14 protein-coding genes and 1 tRNA gene are annotated in these 18,665 nt (G+C 69.7%); 7 read left to right on the top strand and 8 right to left on the bottom strand.

Annotation, left to right across the window (positions count from 1 at the left end):
• Positions 1 to 15 precede the first annotated feature (15 nt).
• The gene (locus TRAD_RS15125; RefSeq protein WP_049772980.1) at positions 16 to 978 is read right to left on the bottom strand and encodes a patatin-like phospholipase family protein; all 963 of its coding nucleotides are present in this window, start codon (positions 976 to 978) and stop codon (positions 16 to 18) included.
• A 145-nt stretch (positions 979 to 1,123) separates the two neighbouring features.
• Between TRAD_RS15125 and TRAD_RS05525 the strand changes: the two genes are divergently transcribed.
• The 3 genes from TRAD_RS05525 (at position 1,124) to trxB (ending at position 3,542) form a co-directional block, all read left to right on the top strand.
• A complete protein-coding gene (locus TRAD_RS05525) occupies positions 1,124 to 2,044 on the top strand; it encodes a glycosyltransferase family 2 protein (protein ID WP_185095203.1) in 921 nt (306 codons plus the stop codon).
• A gap of 85 nt (positions 2,045 to 2,129) precedes the next feature.
• A tRNA-Gln gene (locus TRAD_RS05520) sits at positions 2,130 to 2,203 on the top strand.
• Positions 2,204 to 2,528: 325 nt separating this feature from the next.
• Positions 2,529 to 3,542: a thioredoxin-disulfide reductase gene (gene trxB, locus TRAD_RS05515; RefSeq protein ID WP_013177606.1), complete on the top strand. Its 1,014-nt coding sequence runs from the start codon at positions 2,529 to 2,531 to the stop codon at positions 3,540 to 3,542.
• Positions 3,543 to 3,693: 151 nt separating this feature from the next.
• Here the strand turns inward: trxB and TRAD_RS05510 are convergent, their stop codons facing one another.
• Positions 3,694 to 4,845, bottom strand: a complete 1,152-nt coding sequence (locus tag TRAD_RS05510; protein ID WP_148221192.1) for an SPOR domain-containing protein — start codon at positions 4,843 to 4,845, stop codon at positions 3,694 to 3,696.
• 256 nt (positions 4,846 to 5,101) lie between these two features.
• On the opposite strand from TRAD_RS05510, the gene TRAD_RS05505 reads away from it, so the two are divergent.
• Complete coding sequence (locus tag TRAD_RS05505) at positions 5,102 to 5,473, top strand: hypothetical protein (protein ID WP_013177604.1); 372 nt, start codon at positions 5,102 to 5,104, stop codon at positions 5,471 to 5,473.
• 114 nt (positions 5,474 to 5,587) lie between these two features.
• Here TRAD_RS05505 and TRAD_RS05500 read toward each other — a convergent pair whose 3' ends face one another.
• Positions 5,588 to 8,380, bottom strand: coding sequence for an AAA family ATPase (locus TRAD_RS05500; protein ID WP_013177603.1), 2,793 nt, complete (start codon positions 8,378 to 8,380; stop codon positions 5,588 to 5,590).
• Entirely contained in the window at positions 8,377 to 9,576 is a 1,200-nt protein-coding gene (locus tag TRAD_RS05495) for a metallophosphoesterase family protein (protein WP_013177602.1), read from the bottom strand. Before TRAD_RS05495 ends, TRAD_RS05500 begins: the two co-directional genes overlap by 4 nt.
• Before the next feature lie 384 nt (positions 9,577 to 9,960).
• Between TRAD_RS05495 and TRAD_RS05490 the strand changes: the two genes are divergently transcribed.
• Positions 9,961 to 11,361, top strand: a complete 1,401-nt coding sequence (locus TRAD_RS05490; RefSeq protein ID WP_013177601.1) for an RsmB/NOP family class I SAM-dependent RNA methyltransferase — start codon at positions 9,961 to 9,963, stop codon at positions 11,359 to 11,361.
• On the opposite strand, the gene TRAD_RS05485 is transcribed toward TRAD_RS05490, so the two are convergent.
• From TRAD_RS05485 to TRAD_RS05475, 3 genes are all read right to left on the bottom strand, one after another.
• A complete protein-coding gene (locus TRAD_RS05485) occupies positions 11,344 to 12,825 on the bottom strand; it encodes a phytoene desaturase family protein (protein ID WP_013177600.1) in 1,482 nt (493 codons plus the stop codon). The genes TRAD_RS05490 and TRAD_RS05485 overlap by 18 nt on opposite strands.
• 415 nt (positions 12,826 to 13,240) lie before the next feature.
• Positions 13,241 to 14,041 (bottom strand): class I SAM-dependent methyltransferase, encoded by an 801-nt coding sequence (locus TRAD_RS05480; protein WP_013177599.1) that lies wholly within the window; start codon positions 14,039 to 14,041, stop codon positions 13,241 to 13,243.
• Between the two features lie 74 nt (positions 14,042 to 14,115).
• On the bottom strand, positions 14,116 to 14,586 hold the full coding sequence (locus TRAD_RS05475; RefSeq protein ID WP_013177598.1) for a hypothetical protein: 471 nt from the start codon (positions 14,584 to 14,586) through the stop codon (positions 14,116 to 14,118).
• A gap of 219 nt (positions 14,587 to 14,805) precedes the next feature.
• Here TRAD_RS05475 and TRAD_RS05470 point away from each other — a divergent pair, with 219 nt between their 5' ends.
• Positions 14,806 to 16,020 (top strand): lipase family protein, encoded by a 1,215-nt coding sequence (locus tag TRAD_RS05470; protein ID WP_013177597.1) that lies wholly within the window; start codon positions 14,806 to 14,808, stop codon positions 16,018 to 16,020.
• Positions 16,021 to 16,401: 381 nt separating this feature from the next.
• Here the strand turns inward: TRAD_RS05470 and TRAD_RS05465 are convergent, their stop codons facing one another.
• Entirely contained in the window at positions 16,402 to 17,064 is a 663-nt protein-coding gene (locus TRAD_RS05465) for an HAD family hydrolase (protein ID WP_013177596.1), read from the bottom strand.
• A gap of 179 nt (positions 17,065 to 17,243) precedes the next feature.
• Here TRAD_RS05465 and gabT point away from each other — a divergent pair, with 179 nt between their 5' ends.
• Positions 17,244 to 18,560 (top strand): 4-aminobutyrate--2-oxoglutarate transaminase, encoded by a 1,317-nt coding sequence (gene gabT / locus TRAD_RS05460; RefSeq protein WP_013177595.1) that lies wholly within the window; start codon positions 17,244 to 17,246, stop codon positions 18,558 to 18,560.
• The last annotated feature ends 105 nt before the right edge of the window (positions 18,561 to 18,665 follow it).

The following is an 18,665-nucleotide window of genomic DNA, read 5'->3' as shown; positions in this document are numbered from 1 at the left end:
CATACCGGCCAGGCGCTACAAACCCACGGGTTCGCGATCCGAAGCGAGCGCCTCGAGCGCCCCCTGGATGCGCGGGATAAAGCGCTCCAACGCCGCCTCGCCGGCGAGGATGGCGTCTTGCGCGCGGTGAAAGTTGAGCCAGTGAATGGGCGGTTTGGCGTGGACGTAGAGGTCCTCTTCGGAGAGCGCCTGAGCGCTCTGCCACGCGGTCAAGGTGTGCGCGAACGAGCGCCCGAGCTGCCGCAGCGGGTGATCTCCAGGCCGGTCGCGCAGCGACAGGTAGACCCGCTGCCCCCACGGCGCTTTGAGGCAGCGCTGCGCGAGGCGGATCGCCCCCGACTCGGTCCCCTCGAGCCCGACCCCGATACCGATCGCGAGGTCGACGTCATAACCCTCGAGGGTGCTTAGCGGCATCGGCGACCCCAAACCGCCGTCGACGAGCCTTCTGTCCTCCCACGGAACCGGCGCGAAAACCCCCGGCATCGAGGCGCTCGCGCGCAGGGCGCGCGCCAAGGGGCCCGACTGCAGCGTAACGCGCTCCCCGCTCGTGAGGTCGGTCGCGATCACGGCGAAGTCGCGCGTGAGGTCGCTAAAGTGACGCCCCTCCAAAAGCGCGTCGAGGTAGGCCTCGAGCCGGTCGCCGTGAAAGAGCGCCGCGCGGTGCAGACCGAAGTCGAGCACCCGCCAGAGGTCGCGCAAGCGCACGCTCGTCGCCGTTTCGGCGATCTGTGCGGGGCTTAGGCCCGCCGCGTAGAGCGCGCCAATAATGGCGCCGAAACTCGTGCCGACGACGAGGTCGGGGACGAGGCCGTGGCGCTCGAGCGCGGCGAGCGCGCCGATGTGGGCGTAGCCCCTAGCGCTCCCACCCCCCAACGCGACCCCGATCCGCGTAGCGGGGGCCGAGCGCTCAGCAGTCGGCGCGGAGAGCGGCGCAACGGATAAGGGCGCAGCGGTCGGGTCGCTGGTTGGGTCGCTCACCCTTTCAGTATACGAAAGGGCTTCATTAGGCGCCTGTGTACCCGCCGGCATGTGTAGGGGAGCACGTCGCCCCCTCGCGCGGCGCGTCACCAAAGCGCCGTGCTATGCTCAGCCCCGCGTCACCATGGGCTTCGCCGCGGGCCCCATGACCCACCCGGAGCTAGAGGTAGACCGACGAGGAGCCAAACTGACCGCCCCGACATTCGAAGCGCTCACCATCCTGGTCATCCACCACCGCACGCCGCAGCTGCTCGGCGAATGCCTGACGCGCCTGGCGCGCTACGCGGTGGGGGCGCGCGTCATCGTGGTCGACAGCGGCCCCCCGAGCGAGCGGCCGGCGCTCCGCGAACGGCTTTTGGGGGCGGAACTTTTGGGCGTCCCCAACCACAGCCTCGCCCACGCGGTCAACTGCGGGTTGCGCCTCGTCCGCACCCCCTTCGTCGCGCACATGAACGCCGACGTGTGGGTCACGCCGGAGACCTTTCCGGCCCTGCTCGCGGCGCTCGAGCCCACCGAGGTCGCCATGACCGGCCCCGTCGCGCGCACCGCCGACGGCCGGCGCCAGCACCAAGGGCCGACGTACACCCTTCTCTACCGGCGGCTCGCCGCGCAGCGCGGCGAGCCCGCGAGCCTCCCCGTACCCTGGCTCTCGGGGTGTCTGCAAGTCCTGAAGTGGCGGGCGGTTGCGCACGTCGGCGGGATGGACGCCTCCTTGCGCTTTTACAACGAGGACATGGAGTGGTGCTTTCGGCTGTGGCGCGCGGGGTGGACGTGCCGCCTCGTCGCCACCGAGGTCGTCCACCTCGGCGGAGCCTCGACGCCGCGCGACCCGCGCTTTCTCATCGAAGGGTACCGGGGCGGCTACCGGCTCTCGCAGCGCTTTCGGGGTCCCCTCTACCGCGCCCTTCACCGCTCCGCCGTGCTCGCCCAGAGCGCGCTGCTGCGCCGCTGGGGGCGCGAGGCGCACACCAGGGCCGCCTTTGACGCCATCTTCGAGATGTTTCGTCACCAGCAGTTCGACCGCTCGCCGTTCGGCGCGACGCTCGGTTCCGACACCGACGCGTAGCGGCCGCCAACACGCCCTTGGCGGGTTGCGGTATACTTGGCGCTAGTTGGGCCCCGGTAGGCTGCCGCGGCGGCCCGCACGACATTCAGGAATGGTGTAACGGTAGCACGACGCACTCTGGATGCGTTAGTCCTGGTTCGAATCCAGGTTCCTGAGCCATGCTTAAGCGCTACCTCGTCGGCACCTCGAGCCACAAAGCGCCGCGCGCCCTGTGCGCTGCCACATCGCTGCTGAGCGCTAGCCTCCACCCGCTGCGCGAAGACACCCTTGTGCGCTCGCGAGACGCCCCAAGCCTCCATGCAAGCGTACCGTTTGCAAACGCACCGCCGTGTCCACCGCGGGCGGCTGCGTACGCGCGCTCCTCTCGGTAAAGCCGGAGCCGAACGTTCACCCGCGCTGGGTAGAAGCTGCGCCGTGGTTGCTGTGTACGGGGTTTGACCGGAACCCGTGAGGGGGCGTGCTAGCCTGAACGTAGGAGGAGACCGTGACGGACGGACAACGAGACGCGCAACCGACCCAGATCACGCGAGCGGACGTCATCATCGTCGGGGGTGGCCCCGCCGGGCTTACGGCGGGCATCTACGCGGGGCGCGCCCAGCTCAGCACCTTGATCCTCGAAAAGGGGTTGCCGGGGGGGCAGATCGCGCAGACCCAAGAGGTCGAGAACTACCCCGGCTTCGACGAGGTGATTAGCGGCGCGGAGCTGTCGCAGCGGATGGTACGCCAAGCCGAGAAGTTCGGCGCGAAGATCCTCATGGAGGAGGTGCAGCGGGTCGAACCGCAAGACGGCGGGTTTTTGGTGACCGGTTACGACGCGCAGTACCACGCCCGAGCGGTCATCATCGCCACCGGCGCCAACCCGCGCCGTCTGGGCGTCCCCGGCGAGGACACCTTTTACGGGCGCGGCGTCTCGACCTGCGCGACCTGCGACGGCTTTTTCTACCGCGGCAAACACGTCGTCGTCGTCGGTGGGGGCGACGCGGCGGTCGAAGAGGGGATGTTTCTCACCAAGTTCGCCGAGCGCGTGAGCGTCGTTCACCGCCGCGACGAACTGCGCGCCAACAAAGAGGCGCAGCGGCGCGCTTTTGCCAACCCCAAGATGCACTGGGTGTGGAATAGCGTCGTCGAGGAGATCCTGGGCGGCGAACAGGTCGAGGGGGTGCGGCTGCACAACCTCAAAACGGGTGAGCGCAGCGTGCTCGCCGCCGACGGGGTGTTCGTCTACATCGGTCACGTCCCCAACACCGCCTACCTCGAGGGCCTCGTCAAGCTTCGCGAAAGCGGCTACATCGACGTCCGCGACGAGATCTACACCAACGTCGAGGGGCTGTTTGCCGCCGGCGACGTCGCCGATGAGATCTACCGTCAGCTCGGTACGAGCGTCGGGGCGGGGACGCGCGCGGCGATGGCGGCTGAGCGCTACCTCGCGGAGCGCGAAGCGCACGCGCACGTCTCGCGCTCCGAAGCCGACATCTTGCACCCCGAGGCGGTCTCCTAGGTCCTGTGACGTTCATGCCCCGTCTCATCGATGGGGTCACGTCCAACAGGCGCTCCAGACGGTAACGCTCGGGGCAGCGCTCGCGTGGTGGACCGGCACCCGCTACGGGGCGCGCGAAGGGCGTGAAGCGAGAGGGCCCCGCTTCTTGGTGCTACGTCCCCGACGCGCCTTCCGGCTCGTGCTCGAGGTCGTAGATCACGACGTCCTCACCCTCGAGCACAAGCAGAGCGTCGCCGCTCGCCCACAAGGGCACCCCGACGAGCGCGCGCCACGAGCGCCCCCCGACCTCGAGGCGGGTGTAGGCACCGTCGCGGCGTGCGCGCCACGACGCCCCCGAGACGGCCTCCGTGGCGGCGTCGTCGCGGGACGGCCCCATCTCGGTGACGACCGAGGAGAGCTCGAAGAGCGCTTCGGGGACGCTCGCTGGAAACCCCTCGGGCGCGGCGCGACCGAACCAGGTAAGCTCGGGGCCGGACGCGGGCATGGCTGCGTCGCGCGGGTTGCCGAGGGCAGGGTAGCGCCCACCGGCGCCCTCGGCTGGCCGGTAGCGCTCGGCGACTACCAGAAAGGGCGCGCCACGCCCCGGTTCATAAAAGAGGTACGAGCGCACCTGGTCCGGGGTCAGACCGAGCGCTTCGGCGGCCTCGCGCAGCTGCGCCTCGCCGTAGGCGTCTAAAGCGCCGTCTCCCGCATAGGGCGCGTCGGGGTCGAAAAGCCACAGGTTGGTCACCCGTTCGACGACCCCGGGCCGCCCGCCGCCCGCTCGCGAGGGGGCCGCGCGCCACGCGCGAAAGGGCGCGCCGATGAGCTCGGGGGTCAGCACGTGGTAGGTCGGCTCGAGGGGTTCGTCCTCGAAACGCCCCTGCATGCGCAGCGCCGCCCCCCCCTCGCCCCAGGGCACCACCGCGAAGCGGTCGAACGCGGGGTCAAAGGGGTAGCGCGCGACGAGGCGCGGCTCGAGCGGGATGAGGTCCCGTGGGATGCCCTCGGCGAGCGCCGGCACCGGCACCGTCCCGCCGACGCCGCGCATCGCGGTCGCAAAGGCTTGCGCGGCGTCGCGGTCGGTAAAGGCCCCCACCCGCAGGCGGAACACGGTCTGCGCCTCCCCGGGAACGCTGACCAAGTAGGCGGGGTAACCCGCCTCGGTCAGGGTCTGCAACAGGCCGCGCGCCGCCGCCTCGTCGGAGAGCGCTGCGACCTGGACCGTGTAGGAGATCGCCGCAGCGTTTCCAGAGCCGAACAGCGCCAGGGCGAGGAGCGTCAGGACAGCTAGGCGCGCCGCCGCTCGAGCAGCAGAGCGCATACGAAAGGCTACAGCTAGGGCCAAGCGCACGCCCGTAGCCTAGCATCTTCGCGTCGCGCCCTCCAAGCGCCCCCCCTCACCGCACCCCGCGCGCTTTACAAAAGCACGGGGCATTCTCATCTTCCCTTCAGCATCGCGCAAGGGCGAGGTTCTATTGTGTGGGTACCTTGATACCCATACGCCCGTTTCGTCCACCCGCGCCCCGTCGTGGCGACGCACAGACGCCCGTGTGGCCGTTGCGTTCGCGGAGTGACCGGTGACATCGGCGTTCATCGGCCTCGTGCTGCACCTCGCGATGTGCCACGCGCTCGGCGACCTGAGCCTTTTGGGTGAGGGGACCCAGGTCCAGCTCGCCCTACCCAACCTGACCAAGGTCCTCGACACGGCCGTGATCGAAGACTACCGGTTGCAGCTCGAGGCGGAGCTCGAGCCGCTCGCGAGCGTCGTGCTGCTCATCAGCACGGGTGGCGCCGCGGACATCTCGGGTGGTGAAGCGCAGGTCGTCACCTTGAGCGGCTTCGTGAGCGCCGCCGGCGACGACATCATGGTGCGCAACAACGGCGACTTGGTGTCGCTACGCAGCTGGCTCCGCACGATGCAAGACGTCACCTTCACCCTGCGGCGCTAGGCCCAGGGCGGGAGCAGGTGCCGCCGAGCTGGCAGCGCGCTCGGCTCGCACTACCGACTCGGGCGCGCCACTAGCGACGCGCTCCGGTACGCAAGAGAGTGCGCGCGTGACCCGTCAGACCTCCCACGCCGCTACCGACCCCGCCGGCGTCTTGCGCACGATGAGCCGCGCGGGGAGACGTTCGGTGAGCTCCTGGACGTGCGTGATCACGCCGACCATGCGGCCGGTGACGGTCAGCGACTCGAGCACCCCCGCGACCGCGTCCAGGGTCTCGGCGTCTAAGGTGCCGAAGCCCTCGTCGAGAAACAGAGCGCCCAGCGCGGTGCTGCCCGCCAGGGTGTCGGAGAGCGCCAAGGCCAGCGCCAGCGAGGTGATAAACGATTCGCCCCCAGAGAGGGTTTTGGCGCTTCGCAGCTCACCGCTCCAGGCGTCTAGCACGCTATACTCACCCCCTTCGAAGCGCAGATCGAAGCGCCCGTCGGTCACGCGCCGCAAGATGTCCGAGGCGCGCAGCGCCAACTCGCGCTGCACCCGGTCGAGCAGGTACGAGGGGAAGCGCTGGGTGTGCAGGTCGCGGTCGAGCTCGGTGTAGAGGCTCGCCTCGTCGCGCGCCTGCGCGAGCTCCTGGCGCAGCGCCTTTGCCCGCTCCAGCTGCCTTTCGAGGCGCCCGAGCTCGCCCGAGAGCTCACCGACGCGCCGCTGCGCGGCCTCGAGGGCCGCTTCGGTCTCCGATAGCTCGCGCCGCACGGCGCTGAGCGCCTCAGCGTCGAAGGTGCGCCCCGCGAGCTCCGCGCTGAACTTAGCGCTCTCCCGCTCGGCCGCCTCGAGGTCGCGCGCGTAACGCTCCAGACGGGTGGCGAGCGCCGCTTGGCGATCTGCGGCTAGCGCCGCCTGCCGCACCGCCGCGGCGTCTTTAAAGGGGCTCTGCGCGAGCGCCTCCGAGAGGCGCTGCGCAGCCGCGAGGGCCTCGGCCTCCTGGTCGCGCAGCCGCGACGCCGCGGCGCTCGCTGCGGCGCGCTCGCGCTCGCGCGCCGCTCTCGCCTCCGCCAGAGCGCTCTGGGCCGTTCGCAGGGCCGCCTCGAGCGCCCCCCGTTCGCGGCTCAGGGCGCGGTAAGCGACCTCCGGGTCGCGGCCACCGGTCCGCTCGCAGATCCGCTGCGCGAGGCGCACCAACAGCTCGCGTCGGCGAGCCCGTAAAAGGCGCGCCAACGCCTCGGGGTCGGTCGTACCGAGCTCGCGAAAGACGGCTTCAGCTTCGGCCAAGCGCGCCGTCTGGCGCGTTCGGAGCGCCTGAGCGCGCTCGAGGGCCTCGCGGCGGTCGTCGAGGGTTTGGCGAAGCATCCCCAAGCGCCCTTTCTCCGCCTGGTAGCGTTCGCGCAGCGCTTGGAGGCGCGCTTCGGCGTCGTCAAAGGCGCGCTGCAGCGCCGCGACCTGGCTCGGACGGGGCGGCGGGAGGTCACGCACGACCTGGTCGCAGACCGGACACGGCTCCCCGACGTGCAGGTGCGGGCGCAGCGCCGCCGCCTGGTCCTGCGCCCGCGCCGCCTCGAGCGCCTCTTTGCACCGCTCCTTGTGCGCCCCCGCCGCCTTGCCCTCCTCGCAGGTAACGCGCAGCTGCTCTTTGGTGCGCGCGATGGTCGCCTCGGTCTCGGTCACGGCGCGCTCGGCGCGCTCGGCGGCGGCCGCCGCCTCCTGGGCGTCCTCTTGGGCGCGCTTCAGCCCCGGCAGGGCCGCTTCGAGGCGCCCTAGGGCGTCCCAGGCGGTGTCCCAGTCGGCCGCTTGGCTCGCTGGCAGCGTCTCTTGAGCGAGCGCCAAGTCGCCGCCGCGCGCCCTAAGCTGCGCCATCAGGGGGCGCACCTCGGCGAGCCCCTCGAGCTGCGCGCTGAGTTCGGGTACGCGCGCGTGGGCGGCGGCCGCCTCCTGCAGCGCCGCCTGCGCGCGCTCGAGCTCGGCTTCGGCGCGCTCGGCGCGAGCGGCGCACGCCGCCGCCTCGCGCCGCACCCCTTCGAGCCGCGCCCGCAGCGCCGCCTCGGCCTCCAGCGGCGGCTCGAGCGCCTGAGCGGCGCGGGCGTGCTCGAGCGCCTGGCGCGCCGCCGCGATCTCCGCCGCCTGCGCCCGCAGCGCCTCGAGGCGCGCCCGGGCGCACTGAGCCCTTTCGGCCAGCACCGCTAGCGCCTCGAGGTCGCGCAAGCGCTCGCCGAGCGCGGCGCGCTGCGCCGTGAGCTCGCGCTGCGACCCCTCAGCCGCCTCCAACTCGCGCCGGAGCGCCCCGCGGCGCTCCGGCGTCACCCCCGCGTAGTCCCCCTCGAGCCGCTCCGTCAGGCCCTGCATCCGCGCTTTGGCGAGCCGCGCCCGTTCACCGGCGAGGCGCTGCATCCGCTCGACCCGCTCCAACCCCAAAAGGCTCGTGAGCAGCTTTATGCGCTCCTTGGCGCTGCCGCGCAGAAACTGATCGAAAGCGCCCTGCGGCAGCAGCACGGCGCGGGTAAACGAGTCGTAGTCGAGACCGACGAGCGCCTCGACCTTGCGGTTGGCCTCGGCGATCTTTTCGCTCTCGGGGAGCTGCCGCCACACCCCGCCCTGGAACGCTTCGAGGCGCACCTCGCTCTTGGGGCTGCGCCCCCCCTTGCGCTCGGCGACGCGCGTCACGCGGTAGAGCTCCGCGCCGAGCGCAAACTCAAAAGCCACCGCGAGCTGCTCTTTGCCGGCGCTAAAGAGGGTCGTACCGGGTTGTCTGCCGAGGCGCGCCGTCGACCCGTAAAGGGCGTAGGTCATCGCGTCGAGCAGCGTCGACTTCCCCGCCCCCGTCGGCCCCGAGATGGCGAAGAGCTCGAGGTCGTCGAAGCTGACCGCTGTCACCTCGCGGAAGCACCCGAAGCCCTGCAGCTCGAGCCGGAGCGGCCTCACGCCGCCCCCTCAGCGGGCGACGGCTCGTCGGCGAGCGGGTCAGTTGCGCGGTAGAGCTCCCCGAAAGCCTCCGCTAGCGGCGCCGGCAGCGCCTCCCCACGCGTGTCTCGGTAGAACTGCCCAAAGGCTTCGACGAGCTCCACGCGGGTGTGGTCAATCCCGTTACCCCCCTCGAGCCCCCGTTCGGGGAGGCGCTGCTCGACCACCAAGAGGTTCGGGTAGTCGCGCTTTAAACGGTCTTTAAGGCCCGGTTCGGGGCGCTCCAGGGCGACCGAGAGCTTGAGCCAGCCGTCGAACTCGAGCTCACCGAGGCGCCGGTCGAGCTCGTCGCGCTTGCAGTGCACCGCCTTGAGGCGCCGCCCCGCAGCGAGCGGGTGCGCTTTGAGGATCCGCGTGGGCGCGCCCGCCCTGGCCTCCACGAGGTAGACGTACTTCGTGTCCCCTACCTCGCCGAAGTCGAGCTGCAAGGGGCTGCCGGCGTAGCGCGCGGCCTCCTCCGGCATCCCCTCAACCCCTTGGGGTTTATGGATATGCCCCAGCGCGACGTAGTTGCACGCCTCGGGGAAGACGTCGGCGTCTAAGGTGTAGTCGTCGGTGCAGTGAAACTGGTATTCGGAGTTGGCGAGGGTCGCCCCGCGCATGGTGCCGTGCAGCAGCAGCAGGTTGACCGCGTCCGTGCGGAACTCGGCCGTGAGGTTTTGAATCAGTTTGCGCATCCCCTGCCGGTAGCGCTCGCGCCACCTGCCGGGGTCCTCCTCCAAAAGCTCGGTGACCTTGACGATACGCCGCTCCGACACGAAGGGCAGCGCGGCGATGCGGGCGCGCTCGCCACCCGCGTAGAGCTCGAACACCCCGCCCTGCTGGGCGACGCGCGCGTTGCCCAAGACCCGCACCCCAGCGAGCCCCAAGAGCCCACCCGCCGCGTCGAGGCGCACCGGCGAATCGTGGTTGCCTGCGATCACCACGCTGGGGATCCCCGCTTGCGCCAGGGTCCCGAAAAACTCGTAGACGGCCGCCTCGGCGTCGGGGGTGGGGTGTTTGGTGTCGTAGAGGTCGCCCGCGACGAGCACCAGGTCGACCGCTTCAGAGCGGGCGAGCTCGGCGATCTCGCGCAGCACCTCCCGCACCTCCGGCGTGCGGCTCTGACCGTGCAGCACCCGTCCGGCGTGCCAATCGGCGGTGTGAAGCAGCTTCATAAACCCACTCTACCGTGCACTAGGGCGCTCAAGGCGTTAGAACCTTGCGCGTCTTCGGACGCGGTAGAACTCACGGCGGGATGGTGTTTACGCAACGGGCGTTGAGTGCGCTGCTACCACAACGCCGCTAGCCTCAACAGAGGCAAACCGCTCTGGGTCCTGTTGACGTCCCCGTTTCAACCTGTGTCAACGCGTCAAGACCGTTTCGGCGGGGGTTTGCAGCCTGCGGACTACCCAGCCGTATGCACTCGCTGGACACCGGACCATCGGTCGTCTTCGGCCCCAAAAGAACGCACACGGGTGACCCGAAGCCCCGAGCGAACTACGCAGCGTACGTGGCGCTACGCTGTTTGCCCCGACACCGCCACCCTGTTACCATCAGACGTGAGCCTCCCCCTCGAGTTCCGAACCCGCATGCAGGCGCTTTTGGGGGGCGAAGCCGAGGCGCTCTTTGGGGCGCTGCAGGGGCCGCCGCACGTCGGTCTGCGGGTCAACACCTTAAAGAGCGCGCCGGAGCGTTTCGAGGCGCTCTCGCCCTGGCCGCTCGAGCGTCTCCCCTGGTGCCGCAGCGGCTACCGGCTGCGCGTCCCAGAGGGCGCCCCCCGCCCCGGCCTGCACCCGCTGCACGCCGCGGGCGTCTACTACCTGCAAGAACCCTCGGCGATGGCGGTCGCCGAGGCCGTCGCCCCCGAGCCGGGGGCGTGGGTGCTCGACCTCGCGGCGGCCCCCGGCGGCAAGGCGACGCACCTCGGGGCGCTCCTTCGGGGTTCGGGACTTTTGGTCGCCAACGAGGTCGTTCCCGGGCGCGTGCGCGCGCTCGGCGAAAACCTCGAGCGCTGCGGCGTTCCGAACGCGCTCCTCGTCAGCGAACCGGTCGAGCGCTTAGCGGCGCGTTGGGGCGGGCTGTTCGACTACGTCCTCCTCGACGCCCCCTGTTCAGGTGAGGGGATGTTCCGCAAATCCGACGACGCGCTCGCCATGTGGAGCACAGCGACCGTCGCGCGCTGCGCGCTCAGGCAGCGCGCGCTCCTCGGCGAGGCGGCGGCGCTCGTCAAACCGGGGGGGGTGCTCGTCTACAGCACCTGCACCTTCGCCCCCGAAGAGAACGAGGGGGCCGTGGCGGCGTTTTTGCGCGCGCACCCCGAGTTTACGCTCGCACCGCTGACGTTGCCGGGCGCCGCGCCGGGCCGCCCCGACTGGGCCGCCGATGAAGCGGACGCGAGTTTGGCGCATGCCGCGCGCTTCTGGCCGCACCGCGCGCCCGGCGAGGGACACTTCGTCGCGCGGCTCCACCGCGCGCCGGAGGGCACGCCCCCCTCGGGCGCGCGCGCCCCCCGCCGCCCCCCTGCCCTCCCGCGCCCCGTCCGCGACGCATGGGAGGCGTTCTGCCGCGACACGTTCCGCGCCGCGCCCCCCTTCGCCGACCGCGCGCTCGAGCTCCAGGGCGAGCGCCTCGTCGCCCTGCCGGAGGCGGCCCCCGAGGGGCGCGGGTTGCGCGTCCTGCGCAGCGGCCTCTGGCTCGGCACCCCTAAAAAGGGGCGCTTCGAACCCTCGCACAGCCTCGCCCTCGCGCTCCCCCCGGAGGCGGTCGCGGCGGCGCGTCAGCTCGAGCTCGCCCCCGAAGACCCCCGACTTGGGAGCTACCGGCGCGGCGAGGTCGTCGAGAGCTCCGGCGAGGACGGCTGGCTGCTCGTGACCACCCTGGGTTTCGCGCTCGGCTGGGGGCGACGGGTCAAGGGGACGGTGAAGAACTTTTACCCGCGGGGCTTACGGCTCACCGGCTGAAGCCCCTACGCCCCACACCTCGGCGAGCGCCCGCCGCGCGGCGTTAAACCCCGCCATCCCGTGCACCCCACCCCCCGGCGGCGTCGACGCCGAGCAGAGGTAGACCCCCGTGGCGGGCGTCCGGTAGGGGTTGGGGTGCAGCACGGGGCGCGCGAGGAGCTGCAGAAGGTCGTTGACCCCGCCGCTGATGTCGCCCCCTAGGTAGTTGGGGTTGTAACGCTCGAGCTCAGCCGGGGTGCGGACGCTTTTCGCAATGACGCGCGCCCCGAAGCCCGGGGCGAAACGCTCGAGCTGCGCCTCGATGGCGCGCGTCATGTCCTGCGCCGAGCCGTGCGGCACGTGGCAGTAGGCCCAGAGGGTGTGCTGCCCCGCGGGCGCGCGCGTGGGGTCGAAGAGGCTCTGCTGCGCGACCAACACGTAGGGGCGCGCCGGGTGCCGCGCGCGCGCCACCTCGCGCTCGGCGTGCGCGATCTCCGCCAGGGTGCCGCCCAAGTGCACCGTACCGGCGCGCGAACACGCCTCGGCAAGCCACGGTACGGGGCCACTCAGCGCGTAGTCCACCTTGAACGCCCCCGCCCCGTAGCGGTAGCGCAGCAGACGGCGGCGGTAGCGCGCGGGGAGGCGCTCGCCCAGGATGGCGACGAGCTGACGCGGCGTGAGGTCGAAAAAGACCGCCTTCGCTCTCGGCAGGGCGTCAACGCGGTGCACGGGGGCGTTGACGACCACCTCACCCCCGAGCGCGGTGAAAAAGCGGACGAGCGCGTCGGCGAGGCTCTGCGCGCCCCCCCGCGGAAAGGGCCAGCCCACCGCGTGCCCGAGGGCGCCCAGAACCACCGCGATCGCCGAGGTGGTGAGCCGCTCCAGCGGCAAGATGGTGTGGGCAGCGAGGCCGGCGAAAAGGGCGCGCGCGCGCTCCTCCCGAAAGAGCGCCCGCGCCGTCCAGGAGGCGCTCGGGCCCGCGCGCACGCCGAAGCGCGCCAGCGCTACGGGGTGGCGCGGCACGCGCAATAGCGGGCCGAGGATGTCGTCCGCTAAAGCCTCCCAGTGGCGCGCGGGGGGCGCCATCAGCCAACGGTAGGCGGCCCCGTCGCGGCCGAGCGCGTCGCTCGTCGCCTCTAGCGAGCGCTCGAGCACCACCGCGTCCCCGCCGCCCAAGGGGTGCGCGAGCGGCAGCGGCGGCTCCACCCAGCTAAGGCCGTAGGCTTCGAGGGGGAGCGAGCGAAAAAAGGGGGAGGCGCGCCCGAAGGGGTGGATCGCCGAGCAGAGGTCGTGGGTAAAACCCGGCAGGGTCAGCTCGGCCGAGCGCAGACCGCCGCCAGGGGCGTCTTTGGCCTCGAGGAGCACTACCGAGAGCCCCGCGCGCGCGAGCGTGATCGCGGCGGCGAGGCCGTTGGGTCCCGAGCCGACCACCACGGCGTCGTAGGCGTCGCGGGAGGGTTCTGTCTGCGCGTAGGGCGCTTCCATGAGCGCTACGCTACCACAGGCGCAGCCAGCGTTGCGGCGCCCTAAAACCTCGACCTCACCCGCAGCCGGGGTCACGAAAGAGCGCGACAGCGGCTGGCGCCGACCCCGCTCGAGCGCTTTGCCGAGGGTTAGCGACGACTGCGCCTCGTCGCGCGCACCTCACACCTACGGGACACCTACGGGTCATGGACACGCGTCACGGCGACACCCGCCGAGCCGCAAGCAAAAAGCACCCCCACGAGGAGGTGCTTTCGGCGAGGCGCTCCGGAGTCGCTGGGCAGCATAAATCGTGGAGCGCCCGCTACGGAAGAGCTTACCTGGGCAAGCTGACAGAAATCTTACAGCAGCGGCGCCCGCTCTCATGTTAAGCGGCTGCAGAACACGCTGCTAGACGCCCTGCGCCGCTCGGCCAAGCTCACACGTCGCTCGGGGCGCCAGGTAGGACGTAGAGGTCGAAGCGGGTGTTTTTGCTCTCTAGGTGTCCGCTCGGCCGTGCGCCGAGCGCGGGCGCCCCCCGCGGACGCTTGACGACGACGCGGGAGCGGGCGCACCCTAGCGCGGCCTGGAGCAGCGCCTCCGCGTCCGCGTCATCGCCAACCAGACGCCGAAAGACGCGCATCTCCTTTTTCGGCAGCGCGCGCATGCGGCGGTGTGGGTACATGGGGTCGAGATAGACGACGTCGGGGCGCGCTTCCGTGCCCTTAAGCCCCTCCAAGACCTCCCTCGCGTCCCCGAGAACCAGGTGCATCCGCGCGGCGATCTCCCCGACGACGGGGTGCGCGCGCGCGCGGGTCAAGGCGTCGTCCAACAGCGCCCCGACGACCCCCGAGCGCTCGATGAGCGTCACCGTGGCGCCCAGCGAGGCGAGCACGAAGGCGTCCTGGCCGAGCCCCGCCGTGGCGTCCACGACGTGCGGTTTAACCGCGCCCCGAAGCCCCACCGCGCGGGCGATGAGCTGCGAGCTGCCCCCGCCGAAACGCCGGCGGTAATCGGCGCGGCCCGCAGTGAAGTCCGCGTAGACCGGCCCGGCGGCCTCTAAGCCGGTTTCGCGCAGCTCGAGCCGCGCCGCACCGAGGTGCAGGTGCAAGGGGGCGACCTCATGGCCCGGGAGTGCCAGCGGTAGACCGAGCCGCGCCGCCAGCCCTCGCGCGGCCTCTTCGAGGCCGGCCTCCCAGGAGACCGCGACAGGGGGTGCACCGTTTGCAGAACCCGTCATGAGGCTAGCATAGTGCCCGAAAGCCCAGCAAAAAAGGCGCCACGCGGGCGCCCAAGGGGGTTTAGCGGGCTGCGCTAGTCGTCGTCATGATCGTCGTCGTGATCATCGCGGGCGCTGCCGCTGCCAGCGTCCTCGCGGCCGACCGCGGGGTTGTCGCGGTCGACGTCGAGCTCGAGCACGTAGCGGCCGTTGTCCCGCTCGAGCTCGAACTCCAGCTCGCGCCCCTCGCGCCGATAGGTCGCCTCAATTTCGTCGTCGCTGGTCTCCAGATCGGTGCGCTCCCACCCCAGCGCGGTGAGCTCGTCGTGAAAAAAGGCGTACACCTCCTCGAGCGAAGCCTCAGCGCTAAAGCGGACCGTGGTGTCAAGCCCGTCCTCGGCGATCTCGACCTCGCTGGCGCCTGGGAACATCGTCAACCCGACGGTCTCGTTGATCACCTGACCGCCCGCACCCGCCCCGAACGCGTACAGCCCTACGAAAAAGAGGCTCAAACCCACAGACAAGAGTCGCCTAAGCATCGCAAACACCTCCTTGGAGTTCAGCATGAGCACACCTACCGTAGAGGTCGGAGGCGCTAGCGCACTTGGGCGCACCCTACAGTTTTAGCGGTTCCGCCCTGCGGCTTGTAGCCGCTAAGCGGCGCACCCTCCTAGCCCCTCTAACCCCGCCCGCTCCGAAGTTTCTGTGCGGTGCAGGGCAGTGTTTTCACATCAAAGGGCGGTAGGCTCTAGGGGGATGCTATCTCACCGAAAGCGAGCCTCACTATGTTGCCAACCCTTCCGCTGCGAACCCTTCGACCCCTCTGCCTAAGTGCCACGCTCGCCGCGAGCGCCCTTGGCTGGGCACAGACCGGCAACCTCGTCTCCGCCGAGCTGATCAGCACCTTCGCCGCCTCGGACATCGCCACGTCGGCGCAGGCGGCCGCCAACGGTACGGCCCTCCCAGAGGCGCAGGTCGACGTCGAGGCCTTTTTGGTCGAGTACACGAGCGTCGACCGCAACGGCGACGACGTCATCATCACCGCACAGCTCTTTTTACCCGCCGAGGTGCTCGAGCCGATGCGCTACATTTTCGGCCCCGGCACGACGGGTCTGGTCGACCGCTGCGCCCCCTCGCGCGAGCTGACCGATGGGGTCGTTATCTCCAACTACCTGACCTACGGCTCGGCGATGGCCGCGCTCGGCGTCCCGACGCTGCTACCCGACTACCTGGGGCTCGGCGACCCCGAGCGCATTCAACCCTACATGAGTTCGCGCGACGAGGCGCACGTGATGTTAGACGGCGCCCGCGCGCTCGAGCAGTTTCTCGCCGAAAGGCGCCCCGAGGCGCCGGAGGGCCCCGTCTTCTTCGGTGGGTACTCGAGGGGGGGGCACGCTTCGCTGGCGGGCGCAGACCTGTGGGCCGAGTACGCGCCCGACGTTGAACTCGCCGGCGTTATCGGCTACGGCTCCTCGGCCGACCTAGAGGCGCTGCTGCGCGACTGGCAGGTCGCCGCGCCCTACATCGTCTTTGTCATGAGTCGCCTCTACCCCGAGATCGACCCCGCCGAGATCCTGGTCCCTTACTACGCTGAGAACCTCTTCGCCGAAGTGACCGAAAACTGCGTCGACGGCATTCAGCGCAACTTCCCCCGCGAACCCGAAGCCCTCTTTCAACCCGACTTTATCGCGGCGCTCTACGGCGAGGGGCTCGCGGAGGCGTTTCCCGCCTTTCACGCGGCCCTAGAGGAGAACAAGCCGGGTCTTGCCGGGCACGGGGTACCGGTCAAGCTCACCCAGGGCGAAAACGACACCGTGGTGCGCCTCAGCAGCCAAAACCGCTACGTCGACGAGCTCTGCGCAACCGGCGCCACCGTCCACTACCCCATCTACGAGGGTGTGCTGCACGACACCCGTTGGGTCGCGATGGAGGCCACGTTGGCGTGGATGCGCGCGCTCACGGTAGGTCAGACCCCCCCCAACGACTGCGCGGCGCAGTAGCCCGCGCGTCCCGCTAGACGCGCTCACGCCGACTACCGTTAAGACACCCCTTGGCTAGACGCTGCCCCGACGGTTGGGGCAGCGTCCTTGGGTAGCTGGCTCGACCCGCAAATCGCAAAACGGGTTTGACACGCACAGTCCAAAGGCGCCGATACAGCTTTGCCTTCATCCCTGAAGCGAGACGAAACGTCTGCTTGGCCATAGCTACCAAATCGTTTTCACGCGCTCTTCGCTCAGTCGTCGAAGCAAAAGCGTATAAGCGTATGCGGTGCGCACTCACGCTCGGTTTTAAAGCAAGCCGCTACTTCGAGCAGGTTAGCTGGTCGACGACCCCGGCGTCATACAGTGTCGGCCGCCTTTTGTGGCGCAACTTCCCGAGCTTTAGCCGCGCTCGGCGGCCCGCAGCACCTCCCAGAGCGCCGCTTCGCTAAAGTCGCGGATGACCAAGGTCGCCCCGGCGGCCGCGAGCGCCCCCTCGTCTTGCGTCGTGGCGACCCCCACCGTCGAGATCCCCGCCCCGACCGCCGACGCGACCCCGGCGAGCGAGTCCTCGAAGACGAGCGCCTGTTCCGGGTAGAGGCCCAGTTCGTCCAGCACCGTGAGGTAGGGTAGGGGGTCGGGTTTGCCACGCGGCAACTCGTCGGCGTAGACGAGCGGTCTAAACGCCCCCTCGAGCCCCACCGCTTGGAGCAAAAACGCCACGTTTTCGCGCGGCGCGCTGGTCACAAGGCCACGGGCGAGCCCCTGCCGCTCCGCCCACGCCAACACATCGGAAAGCCCAGGGAGCGTCTCCCACACCCCCGACGAGGCCCGGAAGGCCGCCTCCTTGCGGTGCATCAGCTCGCGGCGCCGCTCGTCGGTGTGCTCGGGAAAGAGGTCGCGGAGGATGTCGAGGTTGGGGCGACCGCTCATCTGCGTGTTGTAGAACTCGCGTTCTAAAACGACCCCCTCGTCGGCCAAGACGCGCGCGTAGGCGTCGAAGTGGAGGTCGTCGGTGTGGATAAGGGTCCCGTCCATGTCGAAGATGAGGGCGCGCAGGTCCATGCGTTAGTCTATACCCCGCGCGCGCCTTGAGGACGTCTCGCCTGCGGGGTTCACAGCGGCAGGTGAACGTGCTATGATGAGTAAGCAAAGTTAAGCCTAAAGGCTGCATCACCTAAAAATACGAACAAAAAAGCCACCGGTTTTTACATATCAAAAGCATCTCAGCCTTGGAGGTTTCGATGAGCAACCAAAGCCTAGCCGAGCGCCGCCGGCACGCCGTACCGCGCGCGGCGTACTCCACCCACCCTATCTACCCCGCCCGCGCCGAGGGCGCTTACGTGTGGGACGAAGACGGCCACAAGTACCTCGACTGGACGGTCGGCATCGCCGTGATGAACGTCGGCCACTCCCACCCCAAGGTCATCGAGGCCGTCAAGAAACAAGCCGAGACCTTTCAACACCTCTGCTTCGCCGTCGGCATGAACGAGACCTACGTCCGTCTCGCCGAAAAGCTCAACGCGCTCGCTCCGGGAAGCGCGCCGAAGCGGACCTTTCTGGTCAACTCGGGCGCCGAAGCGGTCGAGAACGCGATCAAGATCGCGCGCGCCGCGACCAAGCGCCCCGCCATCGTCGCCTTTACCCACGCCTTTCACGGCCGCACCCACATGGCGCTCTCGCTGACCGCCAAATGGAACCCCTACAAGATGGGGTTCGCCCCCCGCGCCGCCGAGATCTACCGCGCCCAGTACCCCTACCTCTACCGCAACCCCTGGGGCGCTCGAAACGAGGAGGAGCTCGCCGAGCGGGCTCTAGCCGCGCTCAAAGATCAGGTCAAAACCACTGTCGGCGAGAGCGAAGTCGCCGCCTTTATCCTCGAGCCCGTCGCCGGTGAGGGGGGCTTTATCCCCGCCCCTGGCGCGTTCTTAAAAGGTGTTGCCGCGTACGCCCGCGAGATCGGCGCGCTCTGGATCGACGACGAGGTGCAAGCGGGTATCGGCCGCACGGGCGCCTGGTGGGCGGTCGACCACTACGGGCTCGAGCCCGACCTCATCACCTCGGCCAAGGCGCTCTCGTCGGGCTTTCCGCTCTCGGCTGTGATCGGCAAAGCCGAGGTGATGGACCAGCTCTCGCCAGGGCAGATTGGCAGCACCTTCGGCGGCAACCCGGTGAGCTGCGCGGCGGCCTTGGCGACCTTGGAGGTCATCGAGGAAGAGGGGCTCTTGGAGCGCGCCCGGGAGATCGGCGAGAGGGCGATGGCGCGGCTTCGCACCCTGCAGGCTGAACTCAGCGCCATCGGCGACGTGCGCGGCCTTGGCGCAATGGTCGGCATCGAGTTCGTCAAAGACGACCAGAAGACCCCCTTCCCCGAGGCAGCTCAAGCGGTTTTGGAGCACGCTCGCAACGACGGCCTGCTGCTCCTGACGACCGGCACCTACGGCAACGTCATCCGGCTTCTGCCGCCCATTCGCATGACGGACGCGGAGCTTTCGGAGGGTCTCGACAAGCTCGAGGCGGCCCTGCGGACGGTGCTCGAGCCGGTAGTGGTGGGGGCGTAAATTCTGTCATATTGTTACTACCTACTCAGGGTGAAAGAGACACAAAGCGTCTTCTCTGTGAGCAGCCGCGGTCGATCACACCGCGTGAGAGTTGAGGTAAAGACA

The organism is Truepera radiovictrix DSM 17093, assembly GCF_000092425.1.
Taxonomy (GTDB): Bacteria; Deinococcota; Deinococci; order Deinococcales; family Trueperaceae; genus Truepera; species Truepera radiovictrix.
Note: the sequence above shows the minus strand (reverse complement) of the source record. Positions and strands in the feature narration are given on the sequence as shown.